Annotated in this window: 19 protein-coding genes; 4 read left to right on the forward strand and 15 right to left on the reverse strand. The window is 47.0% G+C overall.

The window, feature by feature from the left end:
- Positions 1-22 precede the first annotated feature (22 nt).
- The 3 genes from Q9R46_RS11075 to Q9R46_RS11085 are packed head-to-tail and all read right to left on the reverse strand — an operon-like array spanning position 23 to position 2765.
- On the reverse strand, positions 23-916 hold the full coding sequence (locus tag Q9R46_RS11075; protein ID WP_311280075.1) for an NAD-dependent epimerase/dehydratase family protein: 894 nt from the start codon (positions 914-916) through the stop codon (positions 23-25).
- Positions 917-941: 25 nt separating this feature from the next.
- Complete coding sequence (locus tag Q9R46_RS11080) at positions 942-1751, reverse strand: SAM-dependent methyltransferase (protein ID WP_397386341.1); 810 nt, start codon at positions 1749-1751, stop codon at positions 942-944.
- Positions 1752-1784: 33 nt separating this feature from the next.
- Positions 1785-2765: a Gfo/Idh/MocA family protein gene (locus Q9R46_RS11085; RefSeq protein WP_311280076.1), complete on the reverse strand. Its 981-nt coding sequence runs from the start codon at positions 2763-2765 to the stop codon at positions 1785-1787.
- Between the two features lie 383 nt (positions 2766-3148).
- On the opposite strand from Q9R46_RS11085, the gene Q9R46_RS11090 reads away from it, so the two are divergent.
- From Q9R46_RS11090 to Q9R46_RS11105, 4 genes are all read left to right on the forward strand, one after another.
- The gene (locus tag Q9R46_RS11090) at positions 3149-3346 is read left to right on the forward strand and encodes a DUF5316 family protein (RefSeq protein WP_311280077.1); all 198 of its coding nucleotides are present in this window, start codon (positions 3149-3151) and stop codon (positions 3344-3346) included.
- Between the two features lie 47 nt (positions 3347-3393).
- Entirely contained in the window at positions 3394-3753 is a 360-nt protein-coding gene (locus Q9R46_RS11095; protein WP_311280078.1) for a DUF3221 domain-containing protein, read from the forward strand.
- Positions 3754-3870: 117 nt separating this feature from the next.
- The gene (locus Q9R46_RS11100; protein WP_311280079.1) at positions 3871-4455 is read left to right on the forward strand and encodes a bifunctional transcriptional activator/DNA repair enzyme AdaA; all 585 of its coding nucleotides are present in this window, start codon (positions 3871-3873) and stop codon (positions 4453-4455) included.
- A complete protein-coding gene (locus Q9R46_RS11105; RefSeq protein ID WP_311280080.1) occupies positions 4452-5270 on the forward strand; it encodes an SPL family radical SAM protein in 819 nt (272 codons plus the stop codon). Before Q9R46_RS11100 ends, Q9R46_RS11105 begins: the two co-directional genes overlap by 4 nt.
- A 155-nt stretch (positions 5271-5425) precedes the next feature.
- On the opposite strand, the gene Q9R46_RS11110 is transcribed toward Q9R46_RS11105, so the two are convergent.
- The 12 genes from Q9R46_RS11110 to Q9R46_RS11165 form a co-directional block, all read right to left on the reverse strand.
- Positions 5426-6532: a Gfo/Idh/MocA family protein gene (locus tag Q9R46_RS11110; protein WP_311280081.1), complete on the reverse strand. Its 1107-nt coding sequence runs from the start codon at positions 6530-6532 to the stop codon at positions 5426-5428.
- Between the two features lie 113 nt (positions 6533-6645).
- Positions 6646-7374 carry a ThuA domain-containing protein gene (locus Q9R46_RS11115; RefSeq protein ID WP_145331366.1) on the reverse strand — a complete coding sequence of 243 codons (729 nt, stop codon included), beginning with the start codon at positions 7372-7374 and terminating at the stop codon, positions 6646-6648.
- 84 nt (positions 7375-7458) lie between these two features.
- Positions 7459-8631, reverse strand: coding sequence for a Gfo/Idh/MocA family protein (locus Q9R46_RS11120; protein WP_311280082.1), 1173 nt, complete (start codon positions 8629-8631; stop codon positions 7459-7461).
- A 111-nt stretch (positions 8632-8742) separates the two neighbouring features.
- Positions 8743-9810, reverse strand: coding sequence for a LacI family DNA-binding transcriptional regulator (locus Q9R46_RS11125; protein ID WP_311280083.1), 1068 nt, complete (start codon positions 9808-9810; stop codon positions 8743-8745).
- Between the two features lie 228 nt (positions 9811-10038).
- On the reverse strand, positions 10039-11124 hold the full coding sequence (gene glpX, locus Q9R46_RS11130) for a class II fructose-bisphosphatase (protein WP_311280084.1): 1086 nt from the start codon (positions 11122-11124) through the stop codon (positions 10039-10041).
- A 756-nt stretch (positions 11125-11880) separates the two neighbouring features.
- Positions 11881-14223, reverse strand: coding sequence for a glycosyl hydrolase (locus Q9R46_RS11135; RefSeq protein ID WP_311280085.1), 2343 nt, complete (start codon positions 14221-14223; stop codon positions 11881-11883).
- Between the two features lie 268 nt (positions 14224-14491).
- Complete coding sequence (locus Q9R46_RS11140) at positions 14492-14884, reverse strand: hypothetical protein (RefSeq protein WP_311280086.1); 393 nt, start codon at positions 14882-14884, stop codon at positions 14492-14494.
- A gap of 132 nt (positions 14885-15016) precedes the next feature.
- On the reverse strand, positions 15017-15589 hold the full coding sequence (locus tag Q9R46_RS11145) for a (2Fe-2S)-binding protein (RefSeq protein ID WP_311280087.1): 573 nt from the start codon (positions 15587-15589) through the stop codon (positions 15017-15019).
- Positions 15586-17901 carry a xanthine dehydrogenase subunit D gene (gene pucD / locus Q9R46_RS11150; protein ID WP_311280088.1) on the reverse strand — a complete coding sequence of 772 codons (2316 nt, stop codon included), beginning with the start codon at positions 17899-17901 and terminating at the stop codon, positions 15586-15588. Before pucD ends, Q9R46_RS11145 begins: the two co-directional genes overlap by 4 nt.
- 143 nt (positions 17902-18044) lie before the next feature.
- Entirely contained in the window at positions 18045-18995 is a 951-nt protein-coding gene (locus Q9R46_RS11155; protein WP_311280089.1) for an FAD binding domain-containing protein, read from the reverse strand.
- A gap of 80 nt (positions 18996-19075) precedes the next feature.
- Positions 19076-19726: an NTP transferase domain-containing protein gene (locus tag Q9R46_RS11160; protein WP_311280090.1), complete on the reverse strand. Its 651-nt coding sequence runs from the start codon at positions 19724-19726 to the stop codon at positions 19076-19078.
- Positions 19668-20804, reverse strand: coding sequence for an XdhC family protein (locus Q9R46_RS11165; protein ID WP_311280091.1), 1137 nt, complete (start codon positions 20802-20804; stop codon positions 19668-19670). Before Q9R46_RS11165 ends, Q9R46_RS11160 begins: the two co-directional genes overlap by 59 nt.
- Positions 20805-20843 lie beyond the last annotated feature (39 nt).

The following is a 20843-nucleotide window of genomic DNA, read 5'->3' on the forward strand; positions in this document are numbered from 1 at the left end:
ATAAGTGCATCCCATAGCGTGATTATCGTTCCGACTGTAGCGCAAGAGCGATCTCTCGCACAAGACCCGGAAACCAGTCCATAAGCTCTTCAAACGTATACCCTGCATGCTCTGCTTTGGATGTGTCCATCGTCCATGATTGCTGCACTCCGAAAGGCGACATATCTTCGTCCACGGTTTGCTTCAGAATCTGAGCCTGCATGCCCGTCACCGTTTCGATTAGCTGCATCATCGCCGTGAGAGTAATCGCCCCCTTCGACGCAGCATTCACAGGTCCAATTAACGACACATTACCAAGCCAGGCAAGGAACCTTGCCGCTTCCGTTGAATGAATAAACCCAATCTCGGCATCTGGATTCGGCATACCTATCGGTTTTCCTTGCTGTACGTGTTTGATATGAAAATGAAGCCTTCTCGTATAATCATCCATACCAAGTACAATAGGGATACGCATGGCTGCTACCGGGAAGGACGCCGTTTGGAAAAACACAGCTTCGGCAAGCCGTTTGCCTTCACCGTAAGCAAAGTCCTCCTTGTTGCCGTACTGCAGCGGATACGCATACGGATCAAAATCCGTTTCCACAAAACCTTCTCTTGGTTCTCCATACACCGAAAGTGTAGAGGTTAACACATATCTTTTGGTTCGTCCCGCAAATGCTTCACAAGCAGCCTTGGCTTCATTGGGAGAGTAACAGATATTATCGTAGACGACATCCCACTCATCCGACTGTGCAGCCTCTGTTACAGACAGAGGGTCTTCCCGATCCATCCGGATGCGCTTCACTTCCGCTCCAAAATCAACCTCCGTCTGTCCACGAGTCGCGATCGTGATCTCGGACTCCCCCTCCCAGATCAAATGATCCGCAAGTCGTTTTCCGAAGAAACGTGTACCTCCAAGAATAAGAACCTTCTTCATCTCGTTTCCCTCCAATCGTATCTGTCTAAAGTGAAGGCTTTCTTATCCGAAGCATCGTATGAGCATTACGCTGAAATTCATATGACGTTCTAACTTCAGATAGAAGATAGCCCTTATTTTCCAAAAACATCATCAGTTCATCCATATATTCATAACGCTTGCCTGACAGATCTACCGTCGGAAAAATACGTACTTCATGCCTTGTGACACGTAGCATCTCCAGCAACGTTCCAACATGGAAATCAAAATCCAACCGATCTGCATAGGTAAATAAGAAATGTGCGGATAAGGTCAAATCAAACTGCTCTTCTTTAAAAGGGAGATCAGGTAGTTCAGTAACCACATAACTATCAGGATGATGCCTCATATCTTCCACACAATCCGTAATCGCACGCAATCGTTCTTCCCTCAACCCTTCGATTGTTCCAAATCGATCCCACATGTACTTCCCTTGAACAGCATGGATCTGTTTCATCGTATGTTCAATGTCCTGAAGGCCCTTCGTTTCAAGTTCATTCCTGCCATACTGGTAAACGATATCTGCCGCAACAGCATAAGCCCCAAGCTTCCGAGCCTGACTACTGAACGAACAAGCACCTCCAGGGCAATCCAGGATGTTCTGGCCTGCTAGTTCCTCCCTGGTCAGATCAAACATACTCATGTATTCATCAAACGTTCTTCCTATAAAAACAATCTGGGATAGCTCCAGACCGCTCTCTTCTTGCTGATGCATCTGTTTGCTGTGCTTCATCTTCATGCTTAAGCTGTCTTTCAAACGTTCCCGTTCTTCTCTGCTCTGCTGATTATTCTCAATCCTCTGCTCTTCTCGGCTCATCTCTTTTACTTCCTCTCATATCAAATCTCTCGTTTAATCATTAGGAAAAACAAGACCAATCTGTTGCCTGATCTGATCCATGACCTGCATCGTCTGATGGGAGCGTTCGTACGTGTTCATAGCGGATTCTAATTTTCCTTGCTGCACCAGATTCACGAACTCCTCCACTTCATAATACATCGCGGGATGCGGCTGTTCCACCGTCAGTACCTCAATCGTACCGTCATTATAACGAATCTCTGCATGTTCAGGCGATCCAATCTTATCGATGATGATACTTCCGCGCTCGCCCATAATTTCGCTAGATACATGTGAATTCGCGATTTTGGAGTACGTAACAACTGCATCCATTCCATCATAATTCAGCAACACACTTCCTTGCCCGTCGACACCGGATTCCAGCATCATCGCCTGGGCTTGAACCTGTTTAGGTGCTCCAAATAGCGTGATGAGCGGGTATAGACAATACACACCCAGATCCATTAACGCCCCATTAGCGAGCTCAGGCTTGAAGGCGTTTAACACGATCCCTTCCTTATACTTGTCATAACGCGAAGAATACTGCGAATAACCCGCTATGTACTTGCGAACAGGGCCGATTTTGGGCACATGCTTCTCTACACTTTTAAACACCGGAACGAGCGTTGACTTCATCGCTTCCATCAGCAGCACATCATGCTTACGCGCTGTCTCGAACATGCTGTGTACTTCTGCCACATTAGCCGCCAGAGGTTTCTCGCACAGTACATGCTTGCCATTTCTCAGAAAAAGCTCCGCCTGCTGTGCATGCAGTGTATTCGGCGTGGCAATATATACCGCATCCAGCGCATCACTCGCTGCCATTTCTTCCAAATCCGTAAAACGATAGACTGCATCATACCGATCTGCAAATGCGTTAGCCTTATCCTCTGTCCGCGAATATACCGCAGTAAGCTCGAACCCTTGCACTTGAAGTGCAGATTCCAGCAACCTTTCCGTAATCCAGTTGGTACCTACTACACCGAATCGAACCATGTCTATCTACCTCTTTCGTTTATGACTGATGTTTGTTATTTGTTATTGATTCAGAAGATTAGAACGATCAATGCTATACAAGCGGAGAAATGTTCAGTTCAACTCGTATAGATGACCTATCCTTTGTATTGTAGCGTATATTTCAGCAGGAATGAAGAAAGAGCTTGTCTCACCTAGTACTGAGAGATTGAATCCCATGTATTTTTCACAATTTCAGTTAAATCTGTTCATCGCAGTGTTCTGGGTAGAAGCTATACTTCATTAGGCTTAGCTTTGTTAGTTCTGGGGGCTAACGCGAATAGAACTTAGTTAATTCTATTGCAACGTTTCCCTTAAAAAAACGTTCTAAATAAGAATTAGGGTATTTAGGAAGGAGATGCAATATGAATTATTTTATTTATCTAGGGATCATTCTCATTTTTGTTTCTGGAGTTTGCATTGGAGCATGGACAACGGGTTATCAACAAAGAGGTAATTTTCATTCAGAATCTAGGGAAGATCGTGAAATAAAGAAGAAAGTTGCTAAATGGTCTACTTTAGCAGGTGTTTGTTCGTTTGCTGTTGCTGGATTGATCTATTGATTAAGCTAGATTATAACAGCTTCTTATCCCGCTTACGGAGGTCTCTCATGAAAAAAGTAATGCTATTTATTCTTATTAGTATGATTGTATTTACAGGCTGCTCTAAGAAAGAAGAACAAATAAATTATCCAATTTACGAGGGTACTGTGGTTTATAAAGAAGTTAAGAATGATACGTACAGATTTCTTATGCTCCAAAATATAAGTAAGGAAGATTTGGAAAATGGAAATCCCGAGAAATTTGCAGAACTAGGACAAGATCAAGAGGCTGCATATTATTACCTCGATAAAGAAAACTATGATTCGATTGAAGTTGGACAAAAAGTGAGAGTCACTGCTGACATTAACCAAAATGATTCCAACCCGCCTCTTAGATCAGCTCTGAGAATTGAAAACATCAAGGAGTAAGCTTGGAACATTCCTTACGAACTTCGTAACTGCTCAATATTGAGATCTTGCGATTTCAATTCAAAACTTCGTCATTCCCCGACCGTGCAGGGTATAATTAAAGCAGAGGTGAACCTTATGAAACCTACAGAGCAACAGAATACCCTGCCTTCGTGGATTCCCCATGAATACTGGAATGCAATAATCCAGAATGATCACACGTACGATGGTACGTTTTTCTACGCTGTACAAACAACCGGTATTTTCTGTCGTCCCTCATGCAAATCAAGAGCGCCGAAATCGGACAATGTCCTGATTTTTCAAAATGCCGAACAAGCGCTGGCTCACAAATTCAGACCGTGCAAACGCTGTAAACCTACAGGAGAACACGTGCCAGACCAGGAGTGGATACACGGGGTTACCGAATATATTGATAAACACTACGCCGAACCGTTAGCGCTTGATGTACTTGCTGCTGTAAGCCATGGGAGTCCGTACCATCTGCATAGAGTGTTCAAACGCATTACGGGTCAAACCCCTGTTCAATATATCCAAGCGAAACGTATCAGCGAAGCGCAAACCCTTCTTAAACGTACACGTCTCACCGTCAACGAAATCGCACGCCAAGTAGGGATATCGAATCCGGCATATTTCATTTCCGTTTTTCGTAAACACACCGGATATACTCCTGCATATTACAGGGAAAGGCATGAAAGTTCATGAAGACTCAATTGGCTTATAAAATTCCTAAAACGTTATTAAACAAAGGCACTGGCTTCCTGAACGGGTACACCCACACCTTGAATCCCTATACCGGTTGCACCTTCGGATGTTCCTACTGTTACGTTAGACAGATGCCTGTCAACTTATTTCGTAAGGAAGACTGGGGAAGCTGGGTAGATGTGAAAAAAGAAGCCTCCGGTATTCTCGCCAAAGAATTGCAACGAGCCCGTAAGAAAGGAAAAGTAACGATATTCATGTCGTCCAGCACCGACCCTTATCAACCCGTCGAAGCGCAGGAACAAATTACACGTTCGTTGCTGGAAACGATGCTGATCGAACCGCCGGATTTTATCTTGGTGCAGACCCGGAGTCCGCTTGTTACTCGTGATATCGATGTGCTGCAGAAGCTTGGTGAACGCGTGCGAGTAAGCATGACCGTTGAGACAGATCAAGACGATATCAGGAAGCACTTTACCCCCTCTGCGCCACCTATAGCAGGTCGCTTACGTGCGCTTAAACAACTACGTGAAGCTGGTATTCCGACTCAAGTAGCCATTGCGCCTGTATTGCCAAGCAGTGAACAGTTTGCGTCTACTCTGAGGCCGCTTGTTCAGCGCGTGTGTATTGATGACTATTTCATGGGTGACGGCAGCGAAGGCAAGCGCACACGGAGACTTGGGATGGAGGCTCTTTACCAGGAGATCGGGATGCAGCACTGGTATCGACCGGATGCTTACAAAATGGTTGTAAAGCAAATGCAGATGCATTTTGCAGAACAGGAGATCTATATTAGTCAGGCTGGATTTGAGCCTTGATTATAGATACATTCTGCTAAATGTCAGATCAAACAACGGTAAATTTGCATTATACACTTGCACACGATACTCTTGCTATACAAAACAGCCTCTTTACCAGTTTCTTGGAAAGAGGCTGTTTATTTCTGTCATGCTGGTTAGAAGTTGTACCCTTCTTACTGATCCAGCGTATATAGTGGCAGGTTCACTGGCAACGCCGCTGGACGCCGACATGTGCTCTGCATCTTGTAAAAGGTCTGCTCATCCGAAGAGTCATGGAAAGCCCACATGGCTTCAAGTACGTGGTAGGCGAGCTCGCCGCTTGCCCGATGTGCGCGGCCGCTTTGAACGGCATACGCCATATCCGCCACGCCGATGCCGCGCGTATTTTCCTGGTACCCTGGAAGGAGCGGAGCTTCTGTCCATTCATGCTCACCCAGCAAACGATAACGAACTGGGCCACCAAAGGTGTTCGGGTCAGGGACCTGCAGTGTGCCATGTGTGCCGTAAATCTCAATCGGAGGTAATGCACTTCCACCAAATACATCAAAGCTTGTAATCAGTGTACCGATGGCTCCCTGCTCAAATTGGAGCAGACCGGTGACATGGGTTGGAATGTCAACGGGGATGATCTGGCCTCTCTTTTTCTCACTCGTAATGGTTCGTTCTGTCATCGCTTTACCCGTCATTCCCGCAATGGACTTAATGGGTCCCAGCAATTGAACAAGCGCGGTCAAATAATAAGGCCCCATATCAAACATCGGCCCTCCGCCGCTTGCATAATAGAATTCGGGATCAGGATGCCAGAACTCATGTCCCCGGCTCATCATGAAGGCCGTTGCCGCTACCGGCTTCCCGATAATACCGTCCTCTACGAGCTGCAGTGCTGTCTGGATGCCTGAACCGAAGAAGGTTTCAGGTGCACAACCTACAAGAAGGCCTTTGCGTTTGGCTGTTTCAAGTACAGCCTGCCCTTCTTCACGGGTAACCGCGAGCGGTTTTTCGACATAAACGTGTTTGCCCGATTCCAGCGCACGTATGCATACTTCGGCATGCACGGCAGGAATCGTCAGATTGATGATCAGCTCGATCTCGGGACTCGCAAACATTTCGTCCACAGTGTATACGTTAGGAACGTTGTATGCAGCAGCTTGCTCCTCTGCCCGATTCCGATCCAGGTCGGCAACCGCAACCAGCTCAAGCACCTCGAAACGGTGGCAGTTCTCCATATAGATGCCGCTGATTTTACCACAGCCGATAATACCTACTTTCATTGTTTTCATGCCCTTGCTCCCTTCGCCGTGGATCTGATATGTGTTTAAAGTTCTCTTATGGATGTCGTGTGAGTACGAAATTACGAACTTACAAACTAACTAGTATATTGAACTGTAAAACATTAGGTCTGGTTGTCTGCCATACCTGTGTATACCTCTGTCGCCGCATCGGTTTTGCGGCTCTTCGCCAGTTCCTTACCTGCGGCTGTCCAGAGGAAACCGCTACGCATCATCTCGGTTACGGGCTTCATATCTACGATGTCTGCATGGTGTCCCAGTGAATTGTAAAATACACGTCCTGCACCCCAGCGCTTCGTCCACGCTACAGGCATATCTACAGGCCCATTGGCGGCGTGAGGCCCGGATACAATCGGGAAACGGGTGGTTGCCAGCACTTCCACAGCCGGGTCCACGTGCAGGTAATACTGCTCACTTTTCACCTGAAAATCTTCAATATGTTCGAAAAGCGGACTGGAGCCACGCTTCATATTCACCATGTATTCCACTCCATCGTTGCCTGGATGAGCCACCCACTGTCCGCCCGTCATAAACTGCCAGTCTACGTTGTTACGGAATGCGTCACACATCCCGCCATGCAGACCTGCAAGGCCGACACCGCTCTGCACAGCCGCTGAAACGTTATTCACCAGTTCCTGCTCAATCTGCCCCATTGTCCATAGAGGCACAATCAGATCCAGACCGAGCAATTTCTCTGCGTCCGCATACGACTCCAAAGTGTCAGAGACTTCGACTTCGAACTGCTCTTCCTTCAAAATACGCTCAAAAATCGCGGCTACTTGCTCCGGCTCATGTCCATCCCAGCCGCCCCATACAATCAGTGCTTTTTTCATCGCTAGATCCTCGCTTTCGATTCATTCAATATTCTCTGTTTTTGTCTTCTAACCTTATCTCTTCCGTATCGCTTTATTACATCGTTACATCTCTTCAAGAGTTACCCAGCGGCGCTCCGTTACCGAACGTTCTACGGCTTCAAGTACGGCTTGGCAGGCCACCCCGTCATGGAAGTTTGGCGATGGCTGACGGCCTTCCGATATAGCGGTTACAAGCTCCAACATCTCATGTGTAAACGTGTGTTCAAAACCGATCGTATGTCCGGCAGGCCACCAAGCCTCGGCATATTTATGCGCAGGGTCGGTAGCCAGTACGCGGCGGAAACCCTGTACATCCTCGTCGTCTTGGGTAAAATACACTTCCAGTTCATTCATACGTTCAAAGTCAAACCGCACACTACCCAAGCTACCGTTAATCTCAAAAGAGTTTGTGCTACGATGCCCGGCTGCGAAACGTGTAGCTTCAAAACTGCCAAGTGCTCCGCTTGCAAAGCGCGCCAGGAACAACGTAGCGTCATCCACGGTTACCTCACCTTTTGGTGCATCCGCACTCGAACTGCCTTTTGCACTAAGACCCGTCATCTCGGAAGCGAGCGGACGCTCTTTGATGAACGTTTCACTCATGCCAATAACCTCCTGGAATTCACCAACGAGGAAACGAGCGAGGTCAATCAAGTGAGCACCGAGATCACCGTGTGAGCCGGAACCTGCGACTTCTTTTTGCAGACGCCATACGAGCGGGAAGTTCGGGTCCAGAATCCAATCCTGAAGGAAAAACGCACGGAAATGATAGATTTTGCCTAAACGTCCGCTTTCGATCAGATCCTTTGCCAGCTGAACAGCCGGGGAGAAACGATAGTTGAAGCCAACCATATGGGTTATACCAGCTTTTTCTGCAGCCTGAAGCATCTCGCGGGAGTCAGCTAACGAAAGCGCAAGTGGTTTTTCACAGAACAAGTGCTTGCCTTGACGTGCCGCCTCCAGCGCAATTTCTTTGTGAGCATCACTTGGAGCGTTAATATCAATGAGATCAATGTCATCCCGCTTCACCAACTCACGCCAATCCGTGACACTCTCATCCCAACCAAATTGGTTAGCCGCCGCCTGAACTCCCTGCTCATTTCGACCGCAGATGACTGACATTTCAGGCTGTAGCGGTGCAGACGGGAAAAACATGGGCAGACTGCGATAGGCATTACTATGGGCCTTCCCCATAAATTTGTATCCAACCATTCCTACGCGAAGATGCTTTGACATAATCATTTCCTCCCTTAATAGAATGTAAAAAAACATTTAATAGAATGAAAATAACGTTTCATGATAAATGGCAGACTTCAGAAGTAATAAATCAGCAGTTTCTAGCTCCATCTACTCTTCAATACGACGGTGGGAAGAGGCACGAATAATCAATTCCGTTGGTAAAAGAGTGCGTAACGAATCAAAAGTCACTGTGGAATGATACCCTTTCGGACCTCGCGCATCGGATATGCCATTTGTACCTTGCATCAGTTTGGATACAGCAAGCTCCCCCATCTCGAAAAAGGGAACTCTCACGCTACTCAGTGCTGGAACTGCCATCTCGGCCGCATCCGAGTCATCGTAGCCTACAAATGCCGGAAAATCCTGGGTACGTACGCCTCGTTCCCGCAAGCCATGCATCACACCAATGGCCATCCTGTCATTCGCTGCAAATACCGCATCAATCTCATGCAAACGATCAGCTATTGAAGCTGACGCCTCAATGCCGCTACGCCTGCTGTAGTTGCCTTCAAATAACAGACTAGAATCCAGCTCCATGCCCGCCTCATGCAGCCCCAATCGCACACCCTCCAATCGATCCTGACTGTTCGAATAGCTGTCGGGTCCATTCAAAAAGGCGATTCTACGATGTCCCTGATCGGTGAGATGACGTATCGCAAGTCTGCTTCCCTCCACATGATCAGCATCCACTTCCATGAACGACTCACTTGCAAAATGCTGATTCATGACGCAAAACGGGTGCCCTTCCCGATCCAGCTGCTGCATGGCCGCCAGCTCATCCTGATCATGTCTCGCACCAAGAATGATACAGGCATCAATTTTTTGTCTGCGAAACAGATCGGTATAATTCATGGCCTCACCTGCGGTTTGAAACATGACCAGCAGATCAAGGCCGTTGTCTCTCGCTTTGCTTCCGATACCACTTAACATTTCCGAGAAAAAATAGGCTGAAAACAGATGTGCCTTCGGAACATACGGCAACACAACGCCCAAATTGCCGCTCCTACTTCTGGCAAAGCTGCGAGCAAGTGCACTGGGTACATAGCCTAGCCGCTCGGATGCTTCAAGTACCCTGCGGCGAGTCTCTTCCCTGATGGGTCCAACTCCGTTTAAAACTCTGGACACCGTCGCTTCGGAAACTCCCGCAAGCTCAGCGACTTCTCTGCGAGAAGCCATGTCCTTCACCTCCTTCAGATGAAATGTGCACGAAAATATCAAAAAATTTATCGAGAACATATATTTATGTACGCGCGTACATTTTCTCATGACATGTAACCGTTGTCAATGCAAAAACAACAAAAAGAATGAGGAATTCGGGATTCAGCTTTTTCCTCATTCTTATTTGTCAATAATGTAGCGCACAAGTGCGTTCTATGATTCTAATATATAGATGAAGTAAACATTTTAACCTTTTGTAATTACGCTTGTTTCCTTGGCAGACTGACTGAATTCAGCCTGTTCCATCTCTTTAGTCAATTTCCGGATCATGCGATCTGATGGCTCGGAGGAAGCCTGAAGCTTACGAACCTTATGCAACACCTCTTTGTTCGGCAGGAAATGCAGGGAACGAATAAAACGAATGGTTTTCGTTTTGGCACGCATGACAATCGAATCTGTCTCCGCCCGGTCATCTGCAAGATAACGCACGCCGCCAAGAATTTCACCAGGCGTTACTCCCGTTGCGGCAAAAATAACGTCCTCTGTACCGATCATGTCTTCCATCGTCAACACTTTGTAAGGGTTATCAATTCCCATCTGCAAGCAGCGCTGGAATTCATCTGCATTGGCTGGCATCAAACGGCCTTGAATCTCTCCTCCGAGGCAGGACAAGGCTGCTGCAGCCAGCACGCCTTCAGGGGCACCACCTGATCCAACATACAGGTCAATACCCGCTTCAGGGAAAGCCGGAGCCATCGCTCCTGCAACGTCGCCGTCACTAAGGAATTTGATCCGCACGCCAACTTTGCGAAGCGCTTTGATCGTGCTCTCATGCCGTACACGATCAAGGATCATGACCGTGAGATCAGAGATATTTTTATTTAGCGCAGCCGCCGCTTTTTCCAGAGTCACCTCAATTGGATCTTCAATGCTGACTTTGCCTACCAGTGCTGGACCAACGGCCAGCTTCTCCATATACATGTCCGGAGCGTGGAGCAGATTTCCTTTTCCCGCCACCGCAATGACCGATAATGCATTGTTCAGACCTTTAGCAACAATATCTGTACCTTCCAGAGGATCAACAGCGACGTCAACCTCCGGTCCCTCCGCATTGCCGACTTCTTCACCGATGTACAACATTGGGGCTTCATCCATCTCCCCTTCCCCAATTACGACCGTGCCTCGAATGGACACGGAATCGAACATGGCACGCATGGCTAAAGTAGCCGCTTCGTCTGCACTATTCTTGTCGCCTCTTCCCATCCAAGGAGCTGAAGCTAAAGCTGCCAATTCTGTTACTCGGACAATTTCCAACGCCAGTTCGCGTTCCATGGTTGCCACTTCCTTTCTGATTTCCCACAGCATAACGTGAAGATCATCTGAAAATCTATCGCAAATCCATATCAAATCAATCTATAAATAGCTTAGCATCAGCTTTTTCATTAGATTTCCCTTATATTTCTATTTATTAATCCGAACAATTCAACCTGATTTAGGAGTAGCATTAAAGCATGTATAAATTCCTTTTTTTGTATTAAAACATTAATATTTTTTCCAATTTCTATTATCGTTTTTTCTCTCCTGTAACATTAGGAAATTTGTGTTGCCATTCTAAACTTGTGGAGTATTGTAACCCTAGCTCTGACTGTCAATTTAGCCAAAAGTCAGATGATTGACCTGCCCATTTTTCAGTAGAATCGAAAACGATTTTCGGGAAATAATCTGGTGTATAAAAGTTTCAACTAAAATGGAATTTGTTCACAATAATCGAGTGTCTCTTCTGTGTCGGAATTCAGTTCATAAAAGAGTGAATTTTAGTATTAATCAGGACTTTAGCATTCCCTAATACCATAGATGTCATCTATAAAGGATATCGAAAAATATAAGTTTACATAACATTTGTTATGATTACAAATTCATTATTACACTTATACAAATTACATTTACTACCAATAAGTATAGCTTTCTAAAATAAAACATAACTCCCTTCAGTCTCGGATTTTTATCCATACGCCTCCTTCTTTACACATAACAAAACAAGACCGGATCAGTTTAACGAGATACTGACCCGGTCTTGCTTGCTTTCGTTTAAGGTTCCACACCCCATACCAACTGATCGCTTACGTATCCGGTTATTTTGCTGTGATTAGCATATTGATTGCCCGTTGCCATGAAGGAATAATCATCGGACTGATTGTAATTAGACCAGTTATTTTTAGAAAACCGAGCTTGTATCTCTGCGCTTTCACCCGGATTCAGCACCCCGGCGTTACTAGTGAACCCCAGTTCAACATAGTAGTCAGCGCCAGTTACTGGTGTGTCCAGCTTGATGAAGGTACTGGTAACGTTGGCACTTCCTACACTTGCCCAATCTGACCAGAAAGTCTGGGCTTGCTCACCATCAATCGTATAATAATACCGCACCTTCACATCACTGAGATGAATAGCCGTATTCCCGGAATTAATCAGCTTGAACTTGGGTGCGATACCGTTCGTCGAAGCACTCGTATTGCCGTTATACGCCTGAATCGTTAGCTTGCTGTCTGGTGGCACTACAACGATGGAACTATCGATTACATTCAACTTAAGAACAGCATCTTTACCATTGTTGAAGTGAAAAGTTAGGCTGGTTTGTCCAAGCGGTAGTGTTGTTAGATAGGCTTGCTTCAGCACCACTGTTGATTCAGATGCCGTATAATGCTGGCCGGAAACCAGATTTACACCTCCCTTAGAAATGCCCGTAAGCTGATGCCCATTCAAGGTAAGCGAAATCGTAATATCCTCTGCATGACTTGTTTCCTTATCAAAGGTTGCACTTCCGGGTGAGATGACCGCACTTGGATTGGGCTGGTTCGCCTTCAGATCCGGCAACTCATCCAGAGTAATGACATAATCGCTTTGATAGAGCGTTTTTAACGTGGAAGCATAGTTAAATGCTTCGCTCATCAGATGCTCGCCGTACCACGGAAGGAAATAAAGCCAGCCCGCTTTTTCCTCTGTCAGATTTTTCACGCTTGGAACGGTATCGTTCTCTGTCATTGCCACCATTTTTTTGCCATTGGTCAAGTTAACAAGCTGATAAAATGTGGACGTAATAGCATCCTCGTTAGGCACACCGGATAATCCATCGTAACGATTGTAGATCGTATTGTATTTGTCAAAGCCCACAAGGTCTACTTGATCATCCCCCGGATACCAAGCTGGTGAAGTACTGTAAACGTAGCTGTTGTAAGTCCAGATCAGGTTATGCAGGTCATACGTTTCAGTCAGCTCGGTGTAGATCATATCCCACAGCTTCTTATACACATCCGCTCCGGCAGAAGCCCACCAGAACCAGGCTCCCTCTCCGTTCAGTCCTCCGTTCCCTTCTGCTTCATGGTAAGGACGGAAAATAACCGGCACATCGTTATCCTGTAATATCTGGAGCTGCTCCGCCAGATCTTCAATGGTCATCATGACATACTGATATTCCTTCGTACCAGGAATGACAGCCTTTGCGGTATCAAAGTTCGTTTCGGTTGGTTTGTAGGTCGCCTCTTTCCAATCGACAAAATCGCCAAGTTGATACGTAGTAAAGTTACGCGGCACATTGATATGCCAAGATGCGGTTGCAATGCCTCCGCGGTTGTTTACCCAGTCGATCAACCGATCCGTTGTACCATCTTCCCAGCCATACAGCGGGTTGTAGTTCATAAAATCAAAACCGCGAATGGCCGGATATTTACCCGTCAAATCATGAATCCACTCAAACTCCAGCTCAGAATTCCCGTCATTCCCTCCTCCATAGATCTCCTGTTGTCCCGATATGATCTTGTGTCCGTATACCTCCGTTAAATAATTCATCAAAAGCTGTGTTTCCGGCGTAGCCTGTGAATCCGTAAGCACAGGTTGTACGTTTAGCGGATCAAGATCGGCATAATCCACTGTGAACGTATCAAAATATGCATAACCCCAGCCAGCCTTCAGTTGAATTGTGTTGCTTCCCTTGTTTAATTTGTGGAAACCAAAATCATAATCCGACCATGTTGTCGTATATGGAAGCATGTAAGAGCCTTTCGTTACCCCGTTCACTGCCAAGTATTGAAGTCTGCCATCCATACTAAGCTCCTGCATAAAACGGCTGGAAATACTGTACATCCCCGTTTCGGGAACGGTTACATCTAATGTGATCGTTCCCGATCCCTGCATCCAGACAAATCCGCTTCCCGAATAACCTGGCTTCGGCTGTCCGTAAATCTGAGTTACCACTTGCAAATCCGAGGTTAATTGTGCATCTTCACCTTCAATCGTGAGCAACGGGGCATCCGCTTGCGCAGGTGCAGGCAATGCCAGCATACCCAACAACAAGGTACTGACCAGCATGATTGCCAATGCTTTCCGAACCCTCTCCCTCCATCCATTCTTCGTTCCCATCTCCATTCGGAACTTCATTGCCATCTCCCTTTCCATCTGAAATGTGAGAGCGAAATGTGCACAACCCCAATCATGATGGCGCTTTCATATTTAAACATATCACGATTGGATAAAATTGTAAATATATGGTTATACGAATCAAGTAACACTATGTGTATCAGGACAATATAATTATCCTATCCCAAGAAAACTTCACAAACATAAGTTCCGAAAACGCTTAAATTTATGTTTTTAAACACTATGTTTTTTAATAATCTAGTCATGCTTATGTAACGAACCTCTTCATTCATCTGGCACTCGAAGAAACATAGCTTATTCTTTTTTTATCCCCTGACATCCAAGTAATCAGGAATTCGGGTAATGTGCCTTTGCTTTTGTCCGAGGCAAGCTCTTCCACGTTTTTCGTTATATTTAAATGGTAGTGACCATCAGGTGACGACACATCATGATATTCGATCGTATCATTCGGGTATACAACCATAACCTTAACGTTGCTTGCTTTTTTCGCCTTAATCATATCAAACGTTACAGTTGCATTGTACATTCCATGATCTTCCCCGTAACTTTCGACAACCTGACTCGTATTTACGACAGCCTCATTATTTTCAATGTAGTTTACAAGCAGCATAATCACAAGCAGACTTAACACTGTACCGAGAAACACATGTTTTTTCTTCATTTTTAATCACCCCGCACAAAAAAATAAGAATTTTCTACGGGTAGCATTTGATCTCCACTCGCAGGAAATTCTCTATTATTTTTAATATTACCATATTTTGTGTAAAAATTGATATTTTCTTTCTTCGGACATTCAGGTTTCAGCATTATCTGTTTGTAAAATGTTTACTGTTGATGTGCTTGCACCTTCTTTCATCGCTGTTTCAACCGTTCCTTGGGCTGTATAACGCTCACTTGCCTTATTTACCGCGCGTATAATTCCCCCATAACCTGTACAGCGACAGAGATTACCGCATAATCCGGTTTCAATCTGCTCCTGAGATGGATCAGGACACGCGTCCAGCAAAGCCTTGGTTGAAATAATCATCCCTGGAGTGCAGTATCCACACTGAAATCCGCCTTCTTCCACAAAAGCTTGTTGAATCGGGTGCAACTCTCCCTCTTTCTCACCGTGCAGTCCTTCAATGGTCGTAATGTCGCTTCCCTCACTCTGATACGCCATCACGAGGCAGGCATTAACTGGCTCTCCATTCATGAGAATCATGCACGCACCACAACGTCCGACCTCACAGGATACTTTGGTTCCCGTTAGTTCTAGTTGATTCCGAAGGATATCGACAAGCCGCGTTCCGGGAGAAACGGACAGTTTTCTCAGTTGCCCATTCACTCTAGCGCTCCATGTCTGTTCAAGAGGCTGATTATTCATGATGGCTTCACTCCTTCTGGCAAAAGAACATTCAACGGCTTGCTGAGTTGCTCGCGCGGCACGGGGAGCTGAGTAACCCATACACCTGTCGCCTGGTGTATAGCTGCAGTAATTGCAGGGGCAAGTGCAACGGAACCAATCTCGCCGATTCCTCTAGGTCCGAATGCATCTCCTTCAGGCAGATCTTCAATGGCCTCCACTTCAAGATTCGAATGAATATCCTTGATTGTCGGAATTAAATACGTATCCAGATTGGCTGTGACGTAACGGCTCTGCTGCATGACAGCATCCTCGGTTAATGTAAATCCAAGAGCCATCACACTGCCACCTTCAATCTGGCCTATATAGCCCATCGGATTGATTACCGGCCCCGCTGCCACAATATGTCGTGTATCCAGAAGTTTGCTTTCGCCCGTCAGTGTATTGACCTCCACCTCTGCGGCTACAGCGGCATACGTGTAGAGGTAATGACCACCCATGACATTGTCAGGCGTAGTCGGATAATGAAAGGTGGTGTCAAAAATCCATTCCTGCGCATCGTCCTGTTTTACAAGATCCGCATAAGCGATGACTAAGCGAGGAGCAGAGGTTGAAGAGGAATCGTCTGATTTCATCCAAATTCCCTCACGTCCTGTCATGAGTTGCTCTGCTGGAATTCCAGAAAACTGCGATGCAACTTTAAGAAGCTTTGTACGGAACGGGTGCTGCAAGCGTTGCAAAGCCATCCAGGCCATCGTGGTGGAACGGGATGCCGTACTGGAGCCACTATGGGGTACACGGTCTGTATCCCCAATAACAATGCTCAGGTCCGATGGTTGGCACTGGAACAGATCACAGAGCATGATCTCCAGTGTGGCGACAAGACCTTGCCCGAATTCCTCGTAGCTGAAAGCCACCTCGATCTTGCCCTCCGCATTCAGCGACAAGCGTCCGCCAGCCGGATCTGGTATGCCGTAACCAAGCCCGGCGCCATGCATCGCGATGGCCGCACCTATTCCTCGCTTGATCCAGGGTGGGCGTGACGGTTCCTCTTGGACATGAAGTTTTTTCTGCCATAGCTCCGAGCGGTCCAGCGCCTCCCATACTTGATATAGTCCATCCGTGGGCAGAATGCGCTGGTTCAGGGGACCCGGATCATGTTTCTGCCGCAGATTACGCCGTCGAAACTCCCATGGGTCCATATCCATGATCTGTGCCAAACGGTCCATCTGACCTTCCATTGCAAAGATTGCCTGATTGCCTCCGAATCCCCGAAACTCTCCGGATAATCCATTGTTTGTATACACAGATACCCCTTCTACATCCACATGCGGAATCATATACGGCCCCATACAATGCTCGGTACAGAAGTTTAATACGGGTGCTCCAAGCGTTGCATACGCACCGGTATCTGCCGTAATACGAACCCGATGTGCCTGCAATATCCCCTCACGGCTTATACCCGTTTGCATCTCAATCTTCATTGGATGACGCTTCAAACCAGCCCGAACGGATTCTTTACGCGAGTTGTGCATTTTAACAGGGCGGCCGCATTTTAACGCGAGCAGTGCACCGTAAGGTTGCACGTTCAATTCATCTTTTCCGCCAAACGAACCACCAATAGGTGAAGATACCACTCGAATGTGTTCTTCCGGGCAGCCAATAATACGTGCGAGTTGCATGCGATCCTTATACCCATGCTGTGTTGCCGCATAGACATGAAGACGCCCCATCTCGTCAGGCACAAACAGGCCTCCCTCTGTCTCCATATACGCATGCATTTGTCTTGGCGTATAATAAGTCTCCGTTACAATATGAGCACAAGCAGCAAAAGCTTGCTGGGCATCTCCACGTTTGATCTCTGTACGATGAAGCACATTGCCTGGACCATGTGGATGCAGTTCAGGCGCCCCAGGATCCAGTGCTGCATCCGCGCTGTCTAGCGGCTCCATCTCGTCATACTGTACGCGAATAGCTTCTATGGCGAGCAAAGCTCGTTCAGGTGAATCGGCCGCAACCGCGGCAATCGCATCCCCCACATAACGAACAACATCTTCACAGAAGACGGGCTGATCCGGGATTGCGATTCCAAAGCGGTTGAGTCCAGACACATCCTTGGCCGTTAACACCGCATATACACCCTCCATTGCTTCCGCTTCCGATGTATCAACGGACAGTAGCCGTGCATATGGATATGCACTCCGCAGTACTTTTCCATAGACCATGTCGGGCAAGGACATATCTGTTAGATACTGCAACTGTCCCGTGACCTTTGGAGGGCCATCCGGCCGCAGATGCCAGCGATTCCCACTCTGTTCCCGGTTAAGCAGCATGATGTCTCTCCCCTTCCATTGCTCCTTTTTTAAGCCCAGCCTGAATTGCGATTATCTTCGTTGCGATCTAGGTTTCCGGGATTCCTTAATACCCTGCTTGGTATAGATGCTTTTGATGCTGTATGCTTCACAGATACTGCCGGCTATGGATGAAAAGCCTGCCAAAGCTCGGCCCCAAGCATATTTCCTGCCGACTGGCTCCTGTAGCTTTCGCTTGCAAAAGCATCCGTATAGGATACAAATTCAGCAGCAGCCTGCATTGCAAGCCCGGCGGCTTGAGAAGCATCCGCTTTTCCTGATCGAAGCCACTGCTCCGTTTCGGTCAGCCTCACCGCCATACCTGAGCCGCCACCAGCAGCAATCGCAATGCTTGCCCATCGTCCGTCATCCGGGTTAACCTCACCATGAAAAGCTACAGTGACAAGCGAGGCAGTAAATGCCTCTCTACGGCCTAATTTACGATAGAAGGAAATTTGATGATTTCGTTCGGATAGGGGCAGCTCGGAATCGAACGTGTATTGTTCAGAATCATAAGACGTTAAATTTACTGCGGCATTTCTGGACGGAATATGAATGGAGATTAATACATCATCTGCATTCAGCTTGCTATCACGTCCATTTTCAAGCCATAATGCCACGTGCTGCGTCTCCATACCGCGACAGGTCAGCCAGTGGAGCTCCGCGTCATATACAAGTAACGCCGGTAACGTATCCCCTATACCTGAAGCGATATTCCCGCCAATCGTCGCCAGATTTCGAACAGAAGGAGCTGCTATAGCCAAGATAGCCTGATGCAAAATGGGAAACTTGCCTAGCAAAGGATCTGCCGCACAATCTCTTAATCGGGTCATGGCTCCAATTACAATCTCATCCCCTTGGATCGAGATTCCATTGATCTCGGGAATGCAAGCCAAACTAACTAAATGTTCAGGTAAAACCTTTAATGCAGCCTCCCATTGTGTTCGCAATAACGTGCCTCCAGCTACATAACACCGTGTTCCTTCAATCTGTTCCCTAATGTTTTGTAATTCTTGTAACGTATCTGGCTGCCACACCGAGGGCTGCGCACCTGAGCCGTATCCCGGCAGTACCATGGCTCTCCCTCCTTTATTTCTCCATTTCATTTCCCCTACGTTCCCAATCGTTTGCAGTGTTCGCAAGGAGTCGCGTAAATTCAGGCTTCCCTCCACATCCGCTCTTCTGCATATTTAAGAATTTGTTGCACTTGCAACTCCGTATCAGCGTCCCAGAAACTCTCTCGCCTTAAAGACACCTGTACCCCTTGGTATTTAGGATTACGGAGCATTTTGCGTGCTCCTTCATCTCCATGCAGGGATAGCAACAGGCCGAACATATGTGAGCGAAAAGCAACCGGGGGTTTACTCCCTTCATTGTCCGTACCCGCAACATAATCACACAGCGGATTAGAATCCAGTACCGCGGTGACCTGATTAATATTCTCTGTCGTAATCAGAGGCTGGTCTGCCATCAGCATCAGTACCCCCTTCGGTCTGTACTCCATCGCCGTCAATATACCGCAATGAATGGAGTTCGCCATGCCGCCAGCAAAATCGTTGCATAATACAAAACGCAATCTTTTTTCGGGATTATATGTGTAAGAGAATACCTCGTGCCATTTGGAAGGTAACCATTCAAGACTATCCTCTGGTTTGACCACACAGACGATTTGATCCAACCGGGAATTCAGAGCAGCCTCCAGTGTCCATGCTGCCAGTGCTCTTCCATCCGGCATCATAACCGATAGTTTATCTCGCCCAAGTCTGCTGCTCTTGCCAGCCGCCAGAACGATTCCTGTCGTTTGCATAAGCACTGCTCCTTTTTTCGGTTACTAACGCAGATTTAACAGTCGCCGGCTTACGTCTGGCCGCAATCAACTCTGCAACAATACTGACCGCGATCTCCTCTGGCCCATCTGCACCAATAGGCAAACCAACCGGACTATGCACGTGTTGTAATGGCGGCAAGCCATCGAACAAACGAGCTGTTCGGGTACGTGAACCCATGATGCCGAGATATGCATAGTTGCAGTTGCTACCTTTTAACAACTCTACCCATTCTCGTTCACGGGGGAATTGATGACTCATCAGGATGAGATAGTCGTACTTATTGATGTTCAGTTGCGGAAAAACTTCCTGAGGAAAACCGCGCACCAGTTCCACATCTGGAAATCGTTCAAGCGTACACAAGGACTCTCGCCAATCTGTGATGACAACTCGAAATCCGGCGGATTGAGACAGTCTGGCAACCGGTACAACATCATTTCCGGCACCAACGATAATCAAACGTGGTTTGGGCGTATATAGCGAAGTGAAATGTTGAGGAAGATTCCAAGGATTATTCCTAACCGCCAGATTAGGAGGACAGGACAAAGCCAAATCATTTTTGGAACATTCAGGTTGTTCATTTGCAGTTAAATAGTGTTCTTGTCCTGGCTCGGCTGACTTGACTGACTCGACCTTCGAACAACTATACGTAACGTTAGTGTAATCCTCATTAAATGATCTCAAAAGAGACACCGCCAATGCCGCATCCAAACATTGCCGCATCTGTTTCATCATGTCACGTAGCTCTCCACAGATCGGCTCAAGCAGAACAATCACAAGGCCACCGCAACCAATCGTTTCTCCCCAGGAAAAGTCATCTTCAGGCCGCATATCATAACTAGCCAGCTCAAGTTGTTGCATCTCCAGCACGCGGCTCACCCTGGCTTGCAGGTCATTCTCCAGACAGCCCGGACTGATACTGCCGTACATCCTGCCATCCTCCGTTATGAGCATGGAAACCCCTTGTTTGCGATAGGCATGCCCCTCCACTTTAATCGCAGTAGCAAGTACACTCCGGGTTTCCCGAAGGGCAACGGCACACAGATCATGCATTTCCATCGGATTGCCCCTTTCTGCCCTCTGCCTTTCAACATGCAC

The organism is Paenibacillus sp. RRE4, assembly GCF_031844205.1.
Lineage (GTDB): Bacteria > Bacillota > Bacilli > Paenibacillales > Paenibacillaceae > Paenibacillus > Paenibacillus xylanexedens_B.

Excerpts from the sequence above, each read along its gene's own strand:
- Q9R46_RS11075 (WP_311280075.1), bottom strand. The coding sequence starts at position 916 with ATGAAGAAGGTTCTTATTCTTGGAGGTACACGTTTCTTCGGAAAACGA.
- Q9R46_RS11080 (WP_397386341.1), bottom strand. The coding sequence starts at position 1,751 with ATGAGCCGAGAAGAGCAGAGGATTGAGAATAATCAGCAGAGCAGAGAA.
- Q9R46_RS11085 (WP_311280076.1), bottom strand. The coding sequence starts at position 2,765 with ATGGTTCGATTCGGTGTAGTAGGTACCAACTGGATTACGGAAAGGTTG.
- Q9R46_RS11090 (WP_311280077.1), top strand. The coding sequence starts at position 3,149 with ATGAATTATTTTATTTATCTAGGGATCATTCTCATTTTTGTTTCTGGA.
- Q9R46_RS11095 (WP_311280078.1), top strand. The coding sequence starts at position 3,394 with ATGAAAAAAGTAATGCTATTTATTCTTATTAGTATGATTGTATTTACA.
- Q9R46_RS11100 (WP_311280079.1), top strand. The coding sequence starts at position 3,871 with ATGAAACCTACAGAGCAACAGAATACCCTGCCTTCGTGGATTCCCCAT.
- Q9R46_RS11105 (WP_311280080.1), top strand. The coding sequence starts at position 4,452 with ATGAAGACTCAATTGGCTTATAAAATTCCTAAAACGTTATTAAACAAA.
- Q9R46_RS11110 (WP_311280081.1), bottom strand. The coding sequence starts at position 6,532 with ATGAAAACAATGAAAGTAGGTATTATCGGCTGTGGTAAAATCAGCGGC.
- Q9R46_RS11115 (WP_145331366.1), bottom strand. The coding sequence starts at position 7,374 with ATGAAAAAAGCACTGATTGTATGGGGCGGCTGGGATGGACATGAGCCG.
- Q9R46_RS11120 (WP_311280082.1), bottom strand. The coding sequence starts at position 8,631 with ATGTCAAAGCATCTTCGCGTAGGAATGGTTGGATACAAATTTATGGGG.
- Q9R46_RS11125 (WP_311280083.1), bottom strand. The coding sequence starts at position 9,810 with ATGGCTTCTCGCAGAGAAGTCGCTGAGCTTGCGGGAGTTTCCGAAGCG.
- glpX (WP_311280084.1), bottom strand. The coding sequence starts at position 11,124 with ATGGAACGCGAACTGGCGTTGGAAATTGTCCGAGTAACAGAATTGGCA.
- Q9R46_RS11135 (WP_311280085.1), bottom strand. The coding sequence starts at position 14,223 with ATGAAGTTCCGAATGGAGATGGGAACGAAGAATGGATGGAGGGAGAGG.
- Q9R46_RS11140 (WP_311280086.1), bottom strand. The coding sequence starts at position 14,884 with ATGAAGAAAAAACATGTGTTTCTCGGTACAGTGTTAAGTCTGCTTGTG.
- Q9R46_RS11145 (WP_311280087.1), bottom strand. The coding sequence starts at position 15,589 with ATGAATAATCAGCCTCTTGAACAGACATGGAGCGCTAGAGTGAATGGG.
- pucD (WP_311280088.1), bottom strand. The coding sequence starts at position 17,901 with ATGCTGCTTAACCGGGAACAGAGTGGGAATCGCTGGCATCTGCGGCCG.
- Q9R46_RS11155 (WP_311280089.1), bottom strand. The coding sequence starts at position 18,995 with ATGGTACTGCCGGGATACGGCTCAGGTGCGCAGCCCTCGGTGTGGCAG.
- Q9R46_RS11160 (WP_311280090.1), bottom strand. The coding sequence starts at position 19,726 with ATGCAAACGACAGGAATCGTTCTGGCGGCTGGCAAGAGCAGCAGACTT.
- Q9R46_RS11165 (WP_311280091.1), bottom strand. The coding sequence starts at position 20,804 with ATGGAAATGCATGATCTGTGTGCCGTTGCCCTTCGGGAAACCCGGAGT.